The following is a 17,578-nucleotide window of genomic DNA, read 5'->3' on the forward strand; positions in this document are numbered from 1 at the left end:
CCCGCGACGGGCCTCATGCAAGGGCCGATCGAGCCCAAGTCAGGACGATCAGATCGCCCGGCCGTCCGCGTCGAAACGATGGATGTGCTGGACGTCGGCCTCGAGGCCCACCGTCGAGCCGACCTCGAAATCCGCCTGCCCGACGATGCGCACGGTGATCGGCTCGGCCCCCTCCATCGCGACATAGACGAAGGTGTCGGAGCCGAGCTGCTCCAGATGGCTGATCTTGCCCTGCCACTCCCCGACGGCCGGCACGACACGGATATGCTCCGGCCGGATGCCGATTGTCGTCGCGCCCAGCTTCTCCGCGGACGCGCCCTTGAGGAAGTTCATCTTGGGCGAGCCGATGAAGCCGGCGACGAAGAGATTGGCGGGCTTGTTGTAGAGGTCGATCGGCCGCCCGACCTGCTCGATCTTTCCGGCGCTCAGCACCACGATCTTGTCGGCGAGCGTCATCGCCTCGACCTGGTCGTGCGTGACGTAGATCATCGTCGCGCCGAGCACGCGGTGCAGGTTGGCGATCTCGATGCGCGTGTTGACGCGCAGCGCCGCGTCGAGGTTGGAGAGCGGCTCGTCGAACAGGAAGAGCTTGGGCTGGCGCACGATGGCGCGGCCGATGGCAACGCGCTGGCGCTGGCCGCCGGAGAGCTCGGACGGCCGCCGCTCCAGCAGCGCTTCCAGATGCAGCATCTTGGCCGCCGCCGCGATGCGCCGCTCGATCTCGCCCTTGTCGACGCCCTCCTGCTTCAGCGCCAGCCCCATGTTCCCCTTCACCGTCAGATGCGGGTAGAGCGCATAGGATTGGAACACCATGGCGATGCCGCGCTTCGCCGGCGGCGTCACGTCGACATTCCGCCCCGCGATCGTCACATGGCCGGAAGTCTGGTCCTCGAGCCCGGCAATGATCCTGAGCAGCGTCGACTTTCCGCAGCCGGACGGTCCGACGAAGACGACGAACTCGCCCTCGGCCACGTCGAGATCGACCCCGCGGATCACGTCCGTCGAGCCGAAGCGCTTGGTGATGTTCTGAAGGGTCAGTGCGCTCACGGGCTTTATCCTTCGTGATCTTGGGGAGGCGTCTTCCCGGGCGAGGCGAAGCGGAACCCCGGGATGACGGCTGAGCGTTGGCCCAGGAGGATGGTGGCGGAACGAGCGGTCAAAGCTTCACCACCCTGCCCTCGCGCATGCTCGTCTCGGCGGCGAGCGCGATCTCGAGGGAGGTGATGGCGTCCTGCATGTGGCGCGTGAGGTCGACATCCTCGCGGATCGCCTTCAGCAGATAGGCCTGCTCGCGATCGCAGAGCGCCTGGTGGCCCGGCTCGTCCTCGGTCGAGAACCAGCTGTCGGCCTTGGCGAAGCTGCCATCGGCCTTGAGCGCGGCATGGTGGACGCGAATGCGCGCCGTCTTGGTGTGGGTGTCGACGTCGTCGGACTTCGCGGCCTCGTCCATGACGATCGAGACGGCGCCGTTCGGGCTCATCACGTCCTTCACGAAGAAGGCGGCCTCGGAGATCATCGGTCCCCAGCCGGCCTCGTACCAGCCGACCGAGCCGTCCTCGAAAATCACCTGCAGATGGCCGTAATTGACCTGGGTCGGCGCGATCTCGTCGGAAAGCCGCACGCCCATGCCGCGCACCTCGACCGGCCTGGCGTCGGTGATCTGGCACATGACGTCGACATAGTGGACGCCGCAATCGACCAGCGGCGAGGTCGTCTGCATCAACTGCTTGTGGATGTTCCAGCTCGCGCCGGACGACTGCTGATTGAGGTTCATCCGCATGACGAAGGGCGGGCCCAGCTCGCGCGCCTTGGCGATGAACTCGATCCAGGACGGGTGGTGGCGCAGGATGTAGCCGATGACGAGCTTCCTACTCGTGCGCTTCGCCGCCTCGACCACCGAGCGTGCGTCCGCGGCATTGGCGGCGAGCGGCTTCTCGACGAAGACATGCGCGCCCGCCTCCATCGCCGCGATGGCGAAGGGCGCGTGGCTGTCGGTGTAGGTGTTGATCGAGACGACGTCCGGCTTCAGCGCCAGCCCCGCCTCGAAGCTGTCGACGCGCGGATAGGCCTTCAGCTCGTCCGGCAGGTCGACCTCGGAGCGGTTGAACAGGCCGACGATCTCGAAGCCGGGATTGGCGTGATAGGCGAGCGCATGGCTGCGCCCCATCTGGCCAAGGCCGGCGACGAAGACACGGAGGGGACTAGTCATGGATCAGCAACCTGCAATCGTAGATGACGGACCGGGCTTCGGCGCGAAAATCACTTCACCGCGCCCGCGGTGATGCCGCGGATCAGCTGGCGCGAGAAGATCAGGTAGAGGACGAGCACCGGCATGATCGCCAGCGACAGGGTCGAGAGCACGGCGTTCCAGTTGGTGACGTACTGGCCGATGAACATCTGCGCGCCCAGCGTCACCGTCTTGGTCGCCTCGCCCGGCGCCAGGATCAGCGGGAACCAGAGGTCGTTCCAGATCGGGATCATGGTGAAGACCGCGACCGTCGCCATCGCCGGCCGGACGAGCGGCAGCACCAGGCGGAAGAAGATCGTGTATTCCGACAGCCCGTCGACGCGGCCGGCATTCTTCAGATCGTCCGAGACCTGCCGCATGAACTCCGACAGGATGAAGACCGCGAGCGGCAGCCCCTGCGCCGTATAGACGAGGATCAGCGCCATCAGCGTGTTGACGAGGCCGGTCGCCACCATGCCCTGCAGGATCGCCACGGTGCCGAGGCGGATCGGGATCATGATGCCGAGCGCCAGGTAGAGCGCCATCATCGTGTTGCCGCGGAAGCGATATTCGGAGAGCGCGAAGGCCGCCATGGCGCCGAACAGCAGCACGAAGAAGATCGACGCGACGGTGACGATCAGGCTGTTCTGGAAATAGACGAGGAAATCGCCCTGCTTCAACACCGTCTCGTAGCCGATCAGGCTGAACGTCTTGGCGCTGGGAAGCTGGAGCGGCGTCGAGAAGATGCCGGCGCGTGTCTTGAACGAATTGACCAGCACCAGGAAGATCGGGAACAGCGCCAGCAGCGTATAGGCGCCGAGCGCCAGATGGACGAGGCCGGTGCGGGCGACGGACGAGCGTGCTTTCGACATGGCCTGCCTCAGAACTGGTAGCGGCGGATGCGCCGCTGGATGACGAAGAGATAGAGGCAGACGCCGGCGAGGATGATGAAGAACATCGCCGTCGCGATCGCCGCGCCCATATTGGGATCTCCGAGCTGCAGCTGGAAACCGAAGAAGGTGCGGTAGAGCAGCGTGCCCAGGATGTCGGTCGAGTAGTTGGGCCCGGCGATGGCGCCCTGCATGGTGTAGATCAGGTCGAAGGCGTTGAAATTGCCGACGAAAGTCAGGATCGACACGATGCCGATCGTCGGCAGGATCAGCGGCAGCTTGATCTTGAAGAACTGGCTCCAGCCGGTGACGCCGTCGCATTCGGCCGCCTCGAGCACCTCGTCCGGAATGGAGAGCAGCGCGGCATAGATCAGCATCATCGGGATGCCGATGTTCTGCCAGACCGAGACCAGCGAAACCGTGATCAGCGCGCTGCCGGGCCGGCCGAGCCAGGGCGCGAAGAACGCCTTCATGCCGACGATGTCGAGCAGGAAGGGCGCGATGCCCCAGATCGGCGACAGGATCAGCTTCCAGACGAAGCCGACGATGACGAAGGACAGGATGGTCGGCAGGAAGATCGCCGTCCGGTAGAAGCTGCGGAACCGCAGCACCGGCAGCGACAGCAGCGCCGCGAGCGCGATGCCGATCGGGTTCTGCACGACCATGTGGATCAGGAAGAAAACGAGGTTGTTGCGCAGCGCGTTCCAGAAGCTGGCCGCCCAGAGCGGGTCGCCGAACACGGTGCGGAAATTGTCGAGCCCGACGAACACCGACTGGCCGTCGACGATGCGGAACAGCGACAGCCGCAGCGTATCGAACAGCGGGATGATCATCACCGCCGTGTAGACCAGAACCGCCGGCAGCAGGAAGATGGCGATGTGCCAGCGGATGGGCCGCTTCGCGACGACGTCCCGTTCAGCAGTGTCGAGCGTGGTCATCCGGAACCTGTCTTCGTCGTTGAAAGAGCGCCACGATCATCCGTGCCGCCACGCGAGATCCTAGCTTGCCCGGGACCATGGCCGCGGGCGGAGAATGCCGCCGTCACCCGGGAACCGAGCCCTCCGGACTGAAGGACCGTCTCCTGGGCGGAACGAAGACCTCTCCCCGCGAGGGGAGAGGCTTTTTCGTCATCGGCTACTGCGCGGCCGGCTTGTACCAGCTGTCGAGGCCCTTCTGCAGGCGCTCGCCGGCCTGCTGCGGGGTTTCAGTGCCGTTGATCACGTTGGCCGAGGAGATCCAGGTTTCCGTGTCGAGGTTCGGCGTGCCGCGCGACAGGATCTGGTTGTTCGAGCGGATCGTCGACTTGCACTTGGCTCGCCAGCTCAGGAACTCCTGGGCGACCGGATCCTGCAGGGTGATCGGCGCGGAAGACAGGCTGAAGAAGCCCGGCAGCGCGTTCGAGTAGAGATCCGCGAACTCCGGCGAGGCGACCCATTCGAGGAACTTCTTGGTCTCCTCGGGATGCTTCGACTTGGCGTTGGCGCCGAGGCCGATATCCGTGTGGTCGGAGATGAAGCACTCATCACCGGCCTTGCGGACCGGCGGCGGGAACGCGCCCATCTCGAAGGTCGCCTGCGCGCGGAACGGCGCGATTTCCCACGAGCCGGCCGGGTAGATGGCGGCGCGGCCGAGCGTGAACAGGTTCTGGCTGTCGGGGTAGGTCTGCGCCTCGAAGCCGTCACCCATATAAGGGCCCCACTTGGCGAGCGTCGCGAACGGCTCGACCCACTCCGGATCGGTCAGCTTCTGCTTGCCGGCGATCAGCGCCAGGCGGCCCTCTTCGCCCCTCCAGTAGGTTGGACCGATGTTCTGGTAGCCCATGGTCGAGGCTTCCCACTGGTCCTTCGTGCCCATGGCGAGCGGAACATAGGTGCCGTCGGCCTTGATCTTCTCGAGCGCCGCGAAGAACTCGTCCTCGGTCGTCGGGACGGCGATGCCGAGCTTCTCGAAGGCTTCCTTGTTGTAGATGAAGCCGTGGATCACCGAGGCCATCGGCACGCAGAAGGTCGTCTTGCCGTCGTCGGTCTGCCAGGCCGACTTGGCGACCGGGCTGAAGTTCTCCATGCCGGCGAGGCCGTCGACCGCGGTCAGCTGGCCCTTCTGGTACATGGCGAGCGAGAGGTCGAATGGACGGCAGGTGATGAGGTCACCGGCCGAGCCCGCGTCGAGCTTGGCGTTGATCGCGGCGTTATACTCGGTCGGCGCCAGCGGCGAGAACACGACCTTGATGCCGGGATTCTTCGCTTCGAAGGCCGGGATCAGCTTCTCCTGCCAGATCGACAGGTCGTCGTTGCGCCAGCTCTCGATGGTGAGCGTCACGTCCTCGGCGAATGCCGGGGCAATTCCAGACGAGAGTGCAGCGACGGCCGTCGCCAGCATCATCCGCTTCATGGTGGTGTTCATGTCAGGCTCCTCTCTGAACCGTGCGACCGCACCGCCGCGGCCGCATCGGCATTATCGAACGCCGGCCCCGGCGATCGCCGCCAGCGCCTTGCGCACGTTCCCATTGTTCTGGTTGAGCATTTCGCCCGCCGCGGCCAGGTCCTTCGCCCCGGCTGCGATCAGGATCGCGGGCTTCACGTGACCGCCCGCCGTTTCGAGCGCCGTCCGGGCGCTGGCCTCGTCGACGCCGGCGACATTGGCGATGATGCGGGCGGCCCGCGCGCGCAGCTTGCCGTTATCGGCCCGGACGTTGACCATCAGCCCGTCATAGACGTGGCCGAGATGGATCGCCGTCATCGTCGAGAGCATGTTGAGCGCGGCCTTCTGCGCGGTGCCGGCGCCCATCCGCGTCGATCCGGCGATGACTTCCGGCCCGGAATCGAGATGAACGGTCACGTCGGCGCCCTCGAAGAGCGGCGCGTTGGCGTTGCTGGCGATGGCGACGCTGGCGGCGCCGGCGGCGATCGCTGCCTGCAACCCAGCCACCGTAAAGGGCGTCGAGCCGCTCGCCGAGATCGCGACGACGCAATCCTGCGGTCCAACGCCGTAGGCCGCGACGTCGAGGCGCGCCTGCACGGGATCATCTTCCTGCAGGCCCGAGAAATTGTGGATCAGGTCGAGCCCGCCGGCCAGGATGGTGACGATGCGATCATCGGGAACGCCATAGGTCTGCGGGATCTCGAGCGCGTCGCTGAGCGCGAGCAGCGCCGGGCTGCCCGAGGCGAGATAGACGAGGCGGCCACCCGCCGCGAGCTTGTCAGCCGCGAGCCGAGCCGCCTTCGCCAGCGCGGGGATCGCCGCCTCGACCGAGGCGACGGCGCGCGCATGGCCGGCCTGCAGCGCGGAGAGGACATCCTCGTCGCGCCAGGTATCGAGCCCGCGATAGCGCGGATCGGCGATTTCGGTCGACGGCGAAGACTTGGTCACGGTCATGCTCTCTTCTCGATGTCTGCGGCCTCGCCGGCGAGCGTCGCGGCAAGGGTTGCGGCCGTTTGCACGAGCCGTTCGGCCGAGCCGGGCGCGAAGGCCCCGGGCATGCCGTAGTAGCGATGCGCCTCGTCGACCTCGTAGCCGCCGAAGCGGTATTCCTCGGCCGGCGGGATATAGCCCGGCACGCCGTCGGCGAAGCAGAAGACGAAGGAGCGGCCGCCGACGGGCATGCCGTCGATGGCCTGGCGGATCTGCCGCGCCGTCGCGGCGAAGATCTCGCCCGGCAGCGCCACGAGGCGAACCCCGCCCCAGTCGAACACCGTGACGCGAAGCGGACATGGCGCGAGCGGTTCGCGCGCGGCGGTGTCGGCCCAATCGGCCCAGCTTTCATAGAGCGCCGCCCAGGCCGGCGCGGCGGTCTGGCTGTCCACGCGCCATTGCGCGCCAAGCGCGTCGAGCTGGTCCTGCTCCGGCCGCACCAGATCCAGTGCGATCGGCGCCGACGCGGCCCGGAAATCGCCGGAAATGGACGCCTGCGGAGCGGCGAGCGCGGCCGCGGCGATGCGCTGGCCGAGGCGCTCGGCATTGGCGAAGCTGCGAAAATCGGAAGGGGCCGTGCTGATCGAGCCATGCGGCGTGTCGCCGATGCCGGCGTCGCCGGCACAGCCGGTCAGGAACAGGGCGACCGCGCCGGGGTGAACCGCCTCGATCGCCGAACGGACGGCGCCGGGATAGTCGGCCGTCCAGAGCGTGTTGTCCGCGCCGAGCACGACCGGGTGGCAGGCATAGGACAGCACCACGGCGATCCAGCCGCCCTCCTCGCCGCGAATACGCAGTACCGGCAATTGCGGATCGGTGACGCCGCCTTCGTGACGACGGTTCCGCGCCACTTCCGGATCGGCGCCGTTGCCGAACGTGATCCGCGCGGGCCGCCGATTGGCGAGCGCGGCCTCGATCGCCGCGACGCAGGCGTCTTCGAGACGGGCCAGATAGCCGGCGTCCGGCGCACCGCCGACGCGGCCCGGCACGGCGCGCGGACCGCCATGCGTATGCAGCGCGGTGATGACGACATGATCGTCGGCGAGCGGAACCCGGGCGCGGATCCGCCGGCAGGTATCCTCATGCAAGCCGATGACGTCGACGGAGACCAGGACCGTATCGCCGACGACGACGGCGCGGACGGTCAGGGGATCATGCGTACCGGTCGCAGGCGAAAGACGCGCAGCGTAACCCGCCATCGCCAGGCCGGACGGCGGCGTGATGTCGACAATGGCAGCCCCGGCGAGGACGACAGCGCCCGCACCCACTCCGCCCGGCTCTCCCGCCCTTGCGTCAATGCTGGTTTCCGGCATCGAGCAACTCTTCCCTGCTTGATTGGGAAGGACGATACCAACGAAATACCAGTCCGTCCAGACACCTAAATCAGAGGATCGAAAATATACCGGCCGCCTTGGGGACAAGACCCCATAACTGTTTTAGATCAGCACCTTAATGAAGCAGATCTCACAAAAGACTACGAGCCAAGACCGAACAGGCCGCGCTCGCCGCATATTTCCTTCCCAATTGGATTTCGTTTGGTATTATCCCCTCACAGATTGCCGGCGGCACCCGATCCGGCCATCCAGCAATACGGCAGACGGTGAAGGACGACATGACGGGCAGCTCTGATGGTCTTCGGACGCATGCGCGGGACATCATCCTGGTCGGGATCGACGGTGGCGGCACACGCTGCCGGGCCCGCGCCCGCTACGCGGATGGTAGCCCGATCGGCGAATGCATCACGGGCACCGCCAACATCCTCGCCGGCATCCCCGAGGCGCGCGACAACATCGTCGCCGCCGTCGAGGGCGCACTGGTCGCCGGCGGCCTGACGACGGCCGATCTCGGCCGCTGCCATATCGGCCTCGGCCTTGCCGGCGCCAACATCCCGGATCTCGCCGAGCGCTTCCTCGCCTCCGGCCTCCCCTTCGCCAGGATCGCGCTGGAGATGGATGCCTGGATCGCCTGCCGCGGCGCCCATCCCGAAGGCAATGGCGCGATCGCGATCCTCGGCACCGGCACCGCCTATGTCGTGCAGGCGGGCGGCGGCTTCACGACCGTCGGCGGCTGGGGCTTCCTGCTCGGCGACCAGGGCAGCGGCGCGTGGCTCGGGCATCAGGCGATGCGGCGCTCCGTGCTGGCCCATGACGGCATCCTGCCCGCCACGACCTTCTCGCGCGCGATAATGGCGCGCTTCGACGACAAGCCGGACCAGATGGTCACCTTCTGCAAGACGGCGCTGCCGCGCGACTACGGCGAACTGGCGCCGCTCGTCTTCGACGCGGCCGCCGCCGGCGACCCGCTCGCCGAAGCCATCCTGGCCGAGGCGACCGCCGACATCGAGGCGGCGCTCGGCCGCCTCGTCGAACTCGGCGCCGAACGGATCAGCCTGCTCGGCGGCCTGGCGCCGCTCTATCAGGCGCGCCTGGCGCCCGCCATCGCCGCCCGCATCGTGACGCCGGCCGGCGATCCGCTCGAGGGCGCGCTGGCGCTGGCCGCCACGCTCGCCCCGGCCGAGTTCGCGCGATGACCGAGCTTTTCCTGACGCCGGAGCGGCTGACGGACGAGGAAGGCGGACCGCTCTATGTCCGCCTCCAGGGCCTGATCCGCGACGCCATCGGCGACGGCCGGCTGCGCCCGAATGACGCCCTCCCCGCCGAGCGCGAAATGGCGGCTTCCCTCGGCGTCTCGCGCGTCACCGTTCGCAAGGCGATCCAGGGCCTCGTCGCCGAAGGCGTGCTGCGCCAGCGCCATGGCTCCGGCACGTTCGTGTCGCGCGGCGGCGGACGCGTCGAGCAGCCGCTGTCCCGGCTGACCTCCTTCACCGAGGACATGCGCAGTCGCGGCCTGGTGCCGACGGCGAACTGGATCGAACGTTCGGTTGGCATGCCGACCTCGGCCGAGGCGATGATCCTCGGGCTTTCGCCGACCGATCGCGTTTCCCGCCTGCATCGCCTGCGGCTCGCCAACAACGAGCCGATGGCAATCGAGCGCGCGGTCGTGCCGGCCCGCATCCTGCCCGATCCGTCGATCGTCGACGTTTCGCTCTACGACGCGCTGACCGCGATCGGCATGCGACCGGTGCGCGCCGTGCAACGGCTGAATGCCGAGAATGTCAGCAGCGCCGACGCCGCCCTGCTCGGCATCGCGCCCGGCTCCGCCGCGCTCGCCATCGAGCGCATCTCCTATTTGCCGGATGGCCGCGTCGTCGAGTTCACGCGCTCGCACTATCGCGGCGATGCCTATGATTTCGTTGCTGAATTGAACCTGACGGAAGCGTCTCCCCGCTAGAGCGTTTTCGAGCGAAGTGGATACCGGTTCGCGTGAAGAAACGCGATCAAACAAAGAGCTGGAGCGCTTCATCGCCTCGCGGGAACGATGAAACGCTTCGGCGTCGGAATGGAGGATTGAGACCATGACCACCACGTTGATGCGCGCCGAGATCGACGAAGCGCCGGCCGCCGTCCGTCGCCTGCTCGACCAGTCGCGCGACGCCATCACCGAGGCTGGCGCACGGCTGCGCGCCGTCGATCCGAATGTGATCGTGACGGTCGCGCGCGGCTCGTCCGACCATGCCAGCGCCTTCTTCAAATATGCCTGCGAGATCACGACCGGCGTCCCTGTCGCCTCGCTCGGCCCTTCGATCGCCTCCATCTTCGGCGCGCCGCTGCATCTTCGCGGCGCCGCCGCGCTCGCTATCTCGCAGTCGGGCAAGAGCCCCGACCTGCTCGCCATGATCGAGGCCGCCAAGAAGGGCGGTGCCGCCACCCTGGCGCTCGTCAATGTCGAGGATGCGCCGCTCGCCGGTCTCGCCGACGTCTTCGTGCCGCTGCGCGCGGGCCCGGAGAAGAGCGTCGCCTCGACCAAGTCCTACATCACCTCCGTCGTCGCCGGCCTCGCCATCATCGCCGCGTGGCGGGAGGACAAGGCGCTTCAGGCGGCGATCGCCGCCCTGCCGGACAAGCTCGACGCTGCGCTCGAATGCGACTGGAGCGAGGCACGCGACACCGTCGTCGGCGCCGCCTCGCTCTACACGCTCGGCCGAGGCCCCGGCTTCGCCATCGCCCAGGAAGCGGCGCTGAAGCTCAAGGAAACCTCGATCCTGCACGCCGAAGCCTATTCGGGCGCGGAGCTGCAGCACGGCCCGGTCTCGCTGGTCGACGAGCACTTCCCGCTGCTCGCCTTCATCCCCAACGACGCGGCGGCGCCGAGCATGGTCGCGACCGTCTCGGCGCTGCATGCGCGCGGCGCCAAAGTCTTCACCGCGACGGCGGCGGACATTCCCGGCCCCCGCCTGCCCGTCGCCCCGACGGGCCACGCCCTGACGGATCCGATCTCGATCGCGCTCTCCTTCTACCGCTTCGCCGAAGCGGTCGCGGTCGCGCGCGGCTACAATCCCGACAAGCCGCGCGGCCTCAACAAGGTGACGCAGACCGTCTAGTCGCGTTTCTGTGCTTCGCCTCTCCGCGGGAGAGGACAAGCCTTTCAAGCCTGGCGCGGGCCCATCGGAAGCGCTCGCGCCAGGCCACAGCCACTCCGTTCCAGGGATGAGCCCCTATGTCGAAGCTGACAGCCTATCTGGTCGCCGACCTGTTCGACGGCGCCACGCGCCGCCGCGATGTCGCCGTTCTGGTCGATGGCGACACCATTCGCGGCGTGGTCGAGCCCGGCGGCCTGCCCGAGGGCGTCGCGACCATCGAGCTAGCGACCGGGCTGCTCGCACCGGGCTTCATCGACCTCCAGGTGAACGGCGGCGGTGGCGCGCTGCTGAACAGCGCCGCCACGCTCGACGGCATCCGTGCCATCTGCACGGCGCATGCCCGCTATGGCACGACGGCTCTGCTGCCGACGCTGATCACCGACACGCCGGAGGTCACGACGGCGGCGATCACGGCCGTCCGTGACGCCATCGCGGCCGGCGTCCCCGGCTGCCTCGGCATCCATATCGAGGGTCCGCACCTGTCGGTCGCCCGCAAGGGCGCGCACAATCCCGGCTACATCCGGCCGATGGACGAAGCCGACTTCCAGCGCCTTGTCTCGACCGGCATCGACCACGTGATCACGACCGTCGCCGCCGAGACGGTGCCGCCGGAGCAGATCGCGCGTCTCACCGCCGCCGGCGTCACGGTTGCGATCGGCCACTCCGATGCGCCCTACGAGATGGCGATGGCGGCGTTCAACGCCGGCGCGCGCGGCGTCACCCATCTCTTCAACGCGATGAGCCAGCTCGGCCATCGCAGCCCCGGTGTCGTCGGCGCAGCGCTCGACAGCCCCGACGCCTGGTGCGGCATCATCCCAGACGGCCTGCACGTCCACCCCGCCGCGATCGCCAACGCGCTGCGCGCCAAGCGCGCGCCGGGGCGCATCTACATCGTGACCGATGCCATGTCGACGATCGGCACGACGATGACAGAGTTCGAGCTGAACGGCCGCGTCATCCAGCGCGCCGGCGGCAAGCTCACCCTCGACGACGGAACGCTGGCCGGCTCCGACCTCGACATGATCGGCGCAGTCCGCTTCATGACAGGGACGGTCGGCATCGGGCTCGAGGAAACGCTGCGCATGGCCTCGCTGTATCCGGCGCAATTCCTGGGCATCGACCGCACGCATGGCCGCATCGCGCCGGGCGCCCGCGCCGACTTCGTGCATCTTTCCGACGCGCTCGACGTCGAAGGCGTCTATATCGGCGGCGAGCGCCAGCATTTCGCGCCGCTCGGCTGAACGGACAAACGACCATGGCGACGCCCGGAACGGCGGCCTTCGACATCGGCGGCTCGAAGATGGAGTTCGCCCGCGTGGCGCGCGACGGCACGGTGACCAACCGCGCCACCCTGCCGACGCCGCACACGAACTGGGATGACTTCATCACGGCGCTCGGCCGCCTGGTCGAGACCGATGGCGGCGCGACGCGCATCGGCATCTCGATCGCCGGCACCACCGACCGCGCCACCGGCATAGCCCTAGCCGCCAACGTCCCGGTCGTCACCGGCCACCGCATCGAGAGTGAAATCGCCGAAGCACTCGGCATCCCCGTCCGGGTCGGCAACGACGCGGACTGCTTCGCCTTGGCCGAGGCGATGGTTGGAGCCGGCAAGGGCCAGCCGATCGTCTTCGGCGCCATTCTCGGCACCGGCGTCGGCGGCGGGCTGGTGATCGATGGCCGCATGGTGCGCGGCGCCAACGGCGTGACCGGCGAATGGGGCCACGGCCCCCTCCTCGCCGAAGCCGTCGCGGCGCGCGGCATCCCTGTGGTGCGCTGCGGATGCGGCCAGGTCGGTTGCCTCGACAGCTACGGTTCGGCGCGCGGGCTGGAACGCATCCATACGGCCCTCTCCAGCGAGGCGCGGACGAGCCAGGCGATCACCGCCGCCTGGCATGCCGGCGACGAGACGGCAACGCGCAGCATCGAGACCTTCGTCGAGCTGATCGCCGGGCCGCTCTCGATGATCGTCAACACGATCGGTCCCTCGGTCATCCCGGTCGGCGGCGGACTGTCCGCCGATGCGGCGCTCCTGGCGCAAATCGACCGAGCCGTGCGCGGCCGCGTGCTCGGCCGCTACGAGGCGCCGCTGGTCGTGCCGGGCCTGACGCGCGGCGCGAGTGGCCTGATCGGCGCAGCCATGCTGGCGGAACAGGCGCCGGCGTGATCATACTGCGCCCATGAACCAGCGCACGCCCGGCCGAATCAAGCTTGAGATCTGCGTCGACACCGCCGACGGGCTGGAGGCGGCGATCCGCGGCGGCGCCGACCGCATCGAGCTCTGCAGCGCCCTCTCCCTCGGCGGGCTGACGCCGACCTTTGGTCTGATGAAGCTCGCAGCGAAGACGGGCGTGCCGATCTACGCCATGATCCGGCCGCGCGAGGGCGACTTCGTCTTCACGCCGGGCGAGCTCGACCAGATGCGCCGCGACATCGACGCCGCCCGGTCCGCCGGCCTCGCCGGGGTCGTGCTCGGCGCTTCCGAGCCGCGCGGCAGGCTCGACGCGGAGGCGCTCTTCCGCCTGCGCGGCCATGCCGGCCCCTTGGGCGCCGCGCTGCACCGCGCCTTCGACCTCGTGCCCGACCGCGCCGACGCGCTGGAGACGGCGATCGCGCTCGGCTTCGAGCGCATCCTGACCTCCGGCGGCGCCAAGCACGCCGTCGACGGGCTGGACGCGCTCGCCGCCCTGGTGACGCGCGCCGGCGACCGCATCGCCGTGATGCCCGGTTCCGGCATCCGTCCCGACAACGCCCCCGCGATCCTCGCTGCCACCGGCGCGCAGGAGATCCACGCGTCCTGCCGCAGCGGCCGGCAGACCGTGGCGCCGGAGGCCGTGGCGCTCGGCTTCGCGTCGGATTCGCTGCGCGACGTCACCTCCGCCGAGACCGTCGCGGAGCTCGTCCGCGCGATCCGCGTCTTCGAGGACCCAACCGCCTGAGGCCGTCCGGACAGCGAGCAGAAACCGCGCCGAAACGGTTGAATTTCCAGCCATCTTCCGCTTTGACAGCCGCTCCCTGGGCATGGCACGCTGCAGTGTTCCAACGAGGAAATGGCCATGGCCGAAATCGTCTTTGAGCGGGTGACGAAACGCTACGATGATGGCCACCTGGCCGTCGACGCACTCGATCTCCGGATCGAGGATGGCGAGTTCCTGGTGCTGGTCGGCCCCTCGGGCTGCGGCAAGTCGACGGCGCTGCGGATGATCGCCGGACTGGAGGAAATCTCGGACGGCGCGCTCGTCATCGACGGCTCGGTGGCGAACGACCTGTCGCCGCGCGATCGCAACATCGCCATGGTGTTCCAGTCCTACGCGCTCTACCCCCATCTCTCCGTCGCCGACAACATCGGCTTCGGCCTCAAGGTGCGCGGCTCCGACAAGGCCGCGATCCGCGCCAAGGTCGAGGAGACGGCGCGGCTGCTGGAACTCTCCGAGCTGCTCGACCGCAAGCCGGGTCGCCTCTCCGGCGGCCAGCGCCAGCGCGTCGCCATGGGGCGCGCCCTGGTGCGCTCGCCCAAGGCCTTCCTGATGGACGAACCGCTCTCCAATCTCGACGCGCGGCTGCGCGGGCAGATGCGCGCCGAAATCGCGCATCTGCAAAAGATGACGGGCGTCACCACCGTCTATGTGACGCATGACCAGGTCGAGGCGATGACCATGGGCGACCGCGTCGCGGTGATGAACAAGGGCGTGCTGCAGCAGCTCGACGCGCCGCGCATGCTCTATGACGCGCCGGCCAATCTCTTCGTCGCCGGCTTCATCGGCTCGCCGCCGATGAACCTCCTCACGGGTACCGTCACCGGCGTGGGCGAGAGCTTGGCGCTCCAGCTCGGCGCGCTCTCCATCCCACTCGATGCGGCCGCGCTCGACGCTCGCCCCGGCGTGGCCCGCTATGTCGGCAAGGAGATCATCGCCGGCATCCGGCCCGAGGCGCTCGTCCTGGCGCCGAATGCCACCCCTGCCCCTGGCCGGCTCGACGGCAAGGTCGCCTTCGTCGAGGATCTCGGCGCCAATCTGCTCGTGCATGTCGACCTTGCCGGCGCGGCGGTCGTCGCGGCCGGCGTGTCCGAGGATGGCGAGGAGCTGCAATCAGCGCGGACGCGGTTGCGCGCCGTGCTCGACGGCACACTGCCGGTCCGGAAGAGCGATCCAATCTGCCTGACCGTCGACCCGGCCCGCATCCATCTGTTCGATGCTCGCACCGAGCAGGCCGTCCTGGCCTGATCAAGCGGCCGCGCATCATCGGCATCCTGTTTGATCCGGATCAAGGCGGCGGCTGCGGATTCGCCGGAAAGTGGGCTCGTCAGCAAACGGAGTCCATCATGTCCGCCGCCGCCGTCATCGCCATCACCGCCATCGTTGCTGCCTTCGCGCTGTTCATGCTCAGCCTTGCCTATGCCGAGCGCCAGACGCGCAACCTGACGCCGCAGGCCGCGCCGGTTCGTGCCGCCGTGCGCGCCGCCCGGCCATAGGGCTTCAGAGACAGAGGCGATTGCGCCCCGACGAAAACGGCGGGGCGCCCTTTCCATCAGAACAAGGCGCGGCGGGTGGTGCCCTTTCGGGGGAGAGCGCGCCGAACGACCTCCACCGGCATCCCGCTGGAATGCCCGTGTCCGAGGTGACCCGTCGCGTCTTGCCCACCTGCCGACGTCCCGGCGATCGCTACTGCACGCCCCGCGTCAAGCCCTGGACGAAATAGCGGTTCAGGAACAGCGCCATCAGCACGATCGGCACGGTCGAGAAATGCGCCAGCGCGCCGAGCGTGCCCCAGGTGATGTCCTTGGTGCCGAAGGCCGCCAGCAGCGCCACGGAGAGCGGCTTGGTGTCCGGCCCTGTCAGGAACATCGGCGTCAGGAAGTCGTTCCACGAGAACATGATGCAGAACAGCGCGCTGGCGATGATGCCGGGAACGACCATGGGCAACGCCACGCGATAGAACGCGCCCCAGAGCGTGCAGCCGTCGGTCAGCGCCGCCTCCTCCATGTCGCGCGGCAGGGCGCGGAAATAGGAGAACATCATCCAGGTGACGAAGGCGCAGTTCAACGTCGTGTTGATCAGCACGACGGCCCACCAGGTGCCGAGCAGGCCGATATCGCGCATCATCAGGTAGAACGGGATCAGCGTCGCGATGATCGGCACGGTGCGGATCGCCAGGAAGAAATAGGCGACCGCGATGGCATAGCGCCATTTCGCCCGCGCCAGCGCATAGCCGGCCGGCACGCCGAACAGGAGCGACAGCACCGTCGTGCCAAGGCTGATGATGAGGCTCGACTTCAGCAGCGCCCAGACGTCGAACATCTCGAAGATGCGCTGGAAATTGAACAGCGTCGGCGTGAAGGCGAAGGTCGGCGGCGAGGAGAAGATCTCGCGCGGCGGCTTGTAGGCCGTCGTCACCAGCCACAGCACCGGCAGCAGCCAGACGACGAGGATGGCGAGGAGCGCCGTGCGCTCGAGGGTGACCTGGCGGGGACGGGCTCTCATCGTTCGTTGGCCCTCACATCGGCCCGGCGGATCAGCAGCGTGAACACGGCGCACATCAGCGCGATGCAGAGGATGGCGAGATTACCGATCGCCGACGCGAAGCCGATGTTGAAGAATTCGAGGCCCTGCTTCACGCCGTAGAGCATCAGAGATGTCGTCGCGTCGGCCGGGCCGCCTCCCGTCGTCACGAAAATGATGTCGAAGACGCGGAACGCGTCCATCACGCGCAGCACCAGCGCCAGGAACACGGTCGGCAGCAGGAGCGGCAGCACCACCATGCGGAAGCGCTGCCAGGCCGTTGCGCCGTCGGCGGCGGCCGCCTCCAGAATGTCGGTCGGCAGCGACTTCAGGCCGGCGAGCAGGATCAACGCCACCAGCGGCGTCCATTCCCAGACGTCGATCAGGATGATGACGGGAAGCGCGGTCGACGTGTTGGCGAGAAAACCGCGCGGGCCGGAGATCCCCCATTCGGCGAGAAAGTAGCCGAGGAAGCCATAGTCGACAGCGAGCAGCGCGCGGAAGATCAGGCCGACGACGATCGGCGTAATGGTGACGGGGATGAGCAGGAAGGCGAGGCAGATGCGGTTGAAGCGGCCGTCGCGCCAGAGCAGCAATGCCAGGCCCAGGCCGACCAGGAACTCCAGCGCCACCGCGGCGAAGGTGAAGATGAACGTGTTGACCACCGCACGCCGCGCCGTCGCGTCGGTCCATAGTGCGACGTAGTTGTCGAATCCGGCGAAGGTCCGCCGCCCGCCGCCACGCAGCAGGTTGTAGTCGAAGAACGAGTACCAGATGCCCTGCGCCAGCGGCCACACGGCGACCAGCACGACATAGACGATGGCCGGCAGGGCGAGGCAGAGCAGGAAGAGCTTGCGTCGGTCCGAGAAACGGAGGGACGACGACTGGCGGCGAGGCGACGCGATCGAACCGGCGGAGGTGATGGTCAAGAACATGTCCTCGATCGAGGCGGATGGCCCGCGGGGGCATCGGCCTGTCCCCTCCCCACACAGGGAGGGCCAGGGAGGGGCAGCGGCTGGATCTTATCCGGAATCGGACAGCAGCCCAACGCCAACCTCCCGGCGTCCGCGCT

17 protein-coding genes are annotated in these 17,578 nt (G+C 68.1%); 8 read left to right on the top strand and 9 right to left on the bottom strand.

Annotation, left to right across the window (positions count from 1 at the left end; all coding sequences use genetic code 11):
* Positions 1 to 48: 48 nt before the first annotated feature.
* The 7 genes from G539_RS0116830 to G539_RS0116860 form a co-directional block, all read right to left on the bottom strand.
* Entirely contained in the window at positions 49 to 1,047 is a 999-nt protein-coding gene (locus G539_RS0116830) for an ABC transporter ATP-binding protein (protein ID WP_029076232.1), read from the bottom strand.
* 109 nt (positions 1,048 to 1,156) lie between these two features.
* Entirely contained in the window at positions 1,157 to 2,209 is a 1,053-nt protein-coding gene (locus tag G539_RS0116835) for a Gfo/Idh/MocA family protein (RefSeq protein ID WP_029076233.1), read from the bottom strand.
* A 50-nt stretch (positions 2,210 to 2,259) separates the two neighbouring features.
* Complete coding sequence (locus G539_RS0116840) at positions 2,260 to 3,099, bottom strand: carbohydrate ABC transporter permease (RefSeq protein WP_029076234.1); 840 nt, start codon at positions 3,097 to 3,099, stop codon at positions 2,260 to 2,262.
* Positions 3,100 to 3,107: 8 nt separating this feature from the next.
* Positions 3,108 to 4,055, bottom strand: a complete 948-nt coding sequence (locus G539_RS0116845) for a carbohydrate ABC transporter permease (protein WP_029076235.1) — start codon at positions 4,053 to 4,055, stop codon at positions 3,108 to 3,110.
* Between the two features lie 196 nt (positions 4,056 to 4,251).
* On the bottom strand, positions 4,252 to 5,520 hold the full coding sequence (locus tag G539_RS0116850) for an ABC transporter substrate-binding protein (RefSeq protein WP_029076236.1): 1,269 nt from the start codon (positions 5,518 to 5,520) through the stop codon (positions 4,252 to 4,254).
* 51 nt (positions 5,521 to 5,571) lie between these two features.
* On the bottom strand, positions 5,572 to 6,492 hold the full coding sequence (locus G539_RS0116855; protein ID WP_051231562.1) for an N-acetylmuramic acid 6-phosphate etherase: 921 nt from the start codon (positions 6,490 to 6,492) through the stop codon (positions 5,572 to 5,574).
* The gene (locus tag G539_RS0116860) at positions 6,489 to 7,796 is read right to left on the bottom strand and encodes a neutral/alkaline non-lysosomal ceramidase N-terminal domain-containing protein (RefSeq protein WP_035831497.1); all 1,308 of its coding nucleotides are present in this window, start codon (positions 7,794 to 7,796) and stop codon (positions 6,489 to 6,491) included. The genes G539_RS0116855 and G539_RS0116860 overlap by 4 nt, the downstream gene beginning before the upstream one ends.
* Before the next feature lie 344 nt (positions 7,797 to 8,140).
* On the opposite strand from G539_RS0116860, the gene G539_RS0116865 reads away from it, so the two are divergent.
* The 8 genes from G539_RS0116865 (at position 8,141) to G539_RS27145 (ending at position 15,479) form a co-directional block, all read left to right on the top strand.
* Positions 8,141 to 9,058, top strand: coding sequence for a glucosamine kinase nucleotide-binding domain-containing protein (locus G539_RS0116865; RefSeq protein WP_156912010.1), 918 nt, complete (start codon positions 8,141 to 8,143; stop codon positions 9,056 to 9,058).
* Positions 9,055 to 9,819 (top strand): GntR family transcriptional regulator, encoded by a 765-nt coding sequence (locus G539_RS0116870; protein ID WP_029076240.1) that lies wholly within the window; start codon positions 9,055 to 9,057, stop codon positions 9,817 to 9,819. Before G539_RS0116865 ends, G539_RS0116870 begins: the two co-directional genes overlap by 4 nt.
* A 124-nt stretch (positions 9,820 to 9,943) precedes the next feature.
* Positions 9,944 to 10,969, top strand: coding sequence for an SIS domain-containing protein (locus G539_RS0116875; protein WP_029076241.1), 1,026 nt, complete (start codon positions 9,944 to 9,946; stop codon positions 10,967 to 10,969).
* Positions 10,970 to 11,085: 116 nt separating this feature from the next.
* Entirely contained in the window at positions 11,086 to 12,249 is a 1,164-nt protein-coding gene (gene nagA, locus G539_RS0116880; protein WP_051231565.1) for an N-acetylglucosamine-6-phosphate deacetylase, read from the top strand.
* Positions 12,250 to 12,263: 14 nt separating this feature from the next.
* Positions 12,264 to 13,175, top strand: coding sequence for an ROK family protein (locus tag G539_RS0116885; RefSeq protein ID WP_029076243.1), 912 nt, complete (start codon positions 12,264 to 12,266; stop codon positions 13,173 to 13,175).
* 13 nt (positions 13,176 to 13,188) lie between these two features.
* Positions 13,189 to 13,947 carry a copper homeostasis protein CutC gene (locus tag G539_RS0116890; RefSeq protein ID WP_029076244.1) on the top strand — a complete coding sequence of 253 codons (759 nt, stop codon included), beginning with the start codon at positions 13,189 to 13,191 and terminating at the stop codon, positions 13,945 to 13,947.
* Between the two features lie 117 nt (positions 13,948 to 14,064).
* The gene (locus G539_RS0116895) at positions 14,065 to 15,231 is read left to right on the top strand and encodes an ABC transporter ATP-binding protein (RefSeq protein ID WP_029076245.1); all 1,167 of its coding nucleotides are present in this window, start codon (positions 14,065 to 14,067) and stop codon (positions 15,229 to 15,231) included.
* Between the two features lie 98 nt (positions 15,232 to 15,329).
* A complete protein-coding gene (locus tag G539_RS27145) occupies positions 15,330 to 15,479 on the top strand; it encodes a hypothetical protein (RefSeq protein ID WP_156912011.1) in 150 nt (49 codons plus the stop codon).
* A 190-nt stretch (positions 15,480 to 15,669) separates the two neighbouring features.
* Here G539_RS27145 and G539_RS0116905 read toward each other — a convergent pair whose 3' ends face one another.
* Entirely contained in the window at positions 15,670 to 16,488 is an 819-nt protein-coding gene (locus G539_RS0116905; protein ID WP_029076246.1) for a carbohydrate ABC transporter permease, read from the bottom strand.
* Positions 16,485 to 17,441, bottom strand: a complete 957-nt coding sequence (locus G539_RS0116910) for a carbohydrate ABC transporter permease (RefSeq protein ID WP_029076247.1) — start codon at positions 17,439 to 17,441, stop codon at positions 16,485 to 16,487. The genes G539_RS0116905 and G539_RS0116910 overlap by 4 nt, the downstream gene beginning before the upstream one ends.
* Positions 17,442 to 17,578 lie beyond the last annotated feature (137 nt).

This window comes from Kaistia adipata DSM 17808 (assembly GCF_000423225.1).
In the GTDB taxonomy this organism is placed as follows: domain Bacteria; phylum Pseudomonadota; class Alphaproteobacteria; order Rhizobiales; family Kaistiaceae; genus Kaistia; species Kaistia adipata.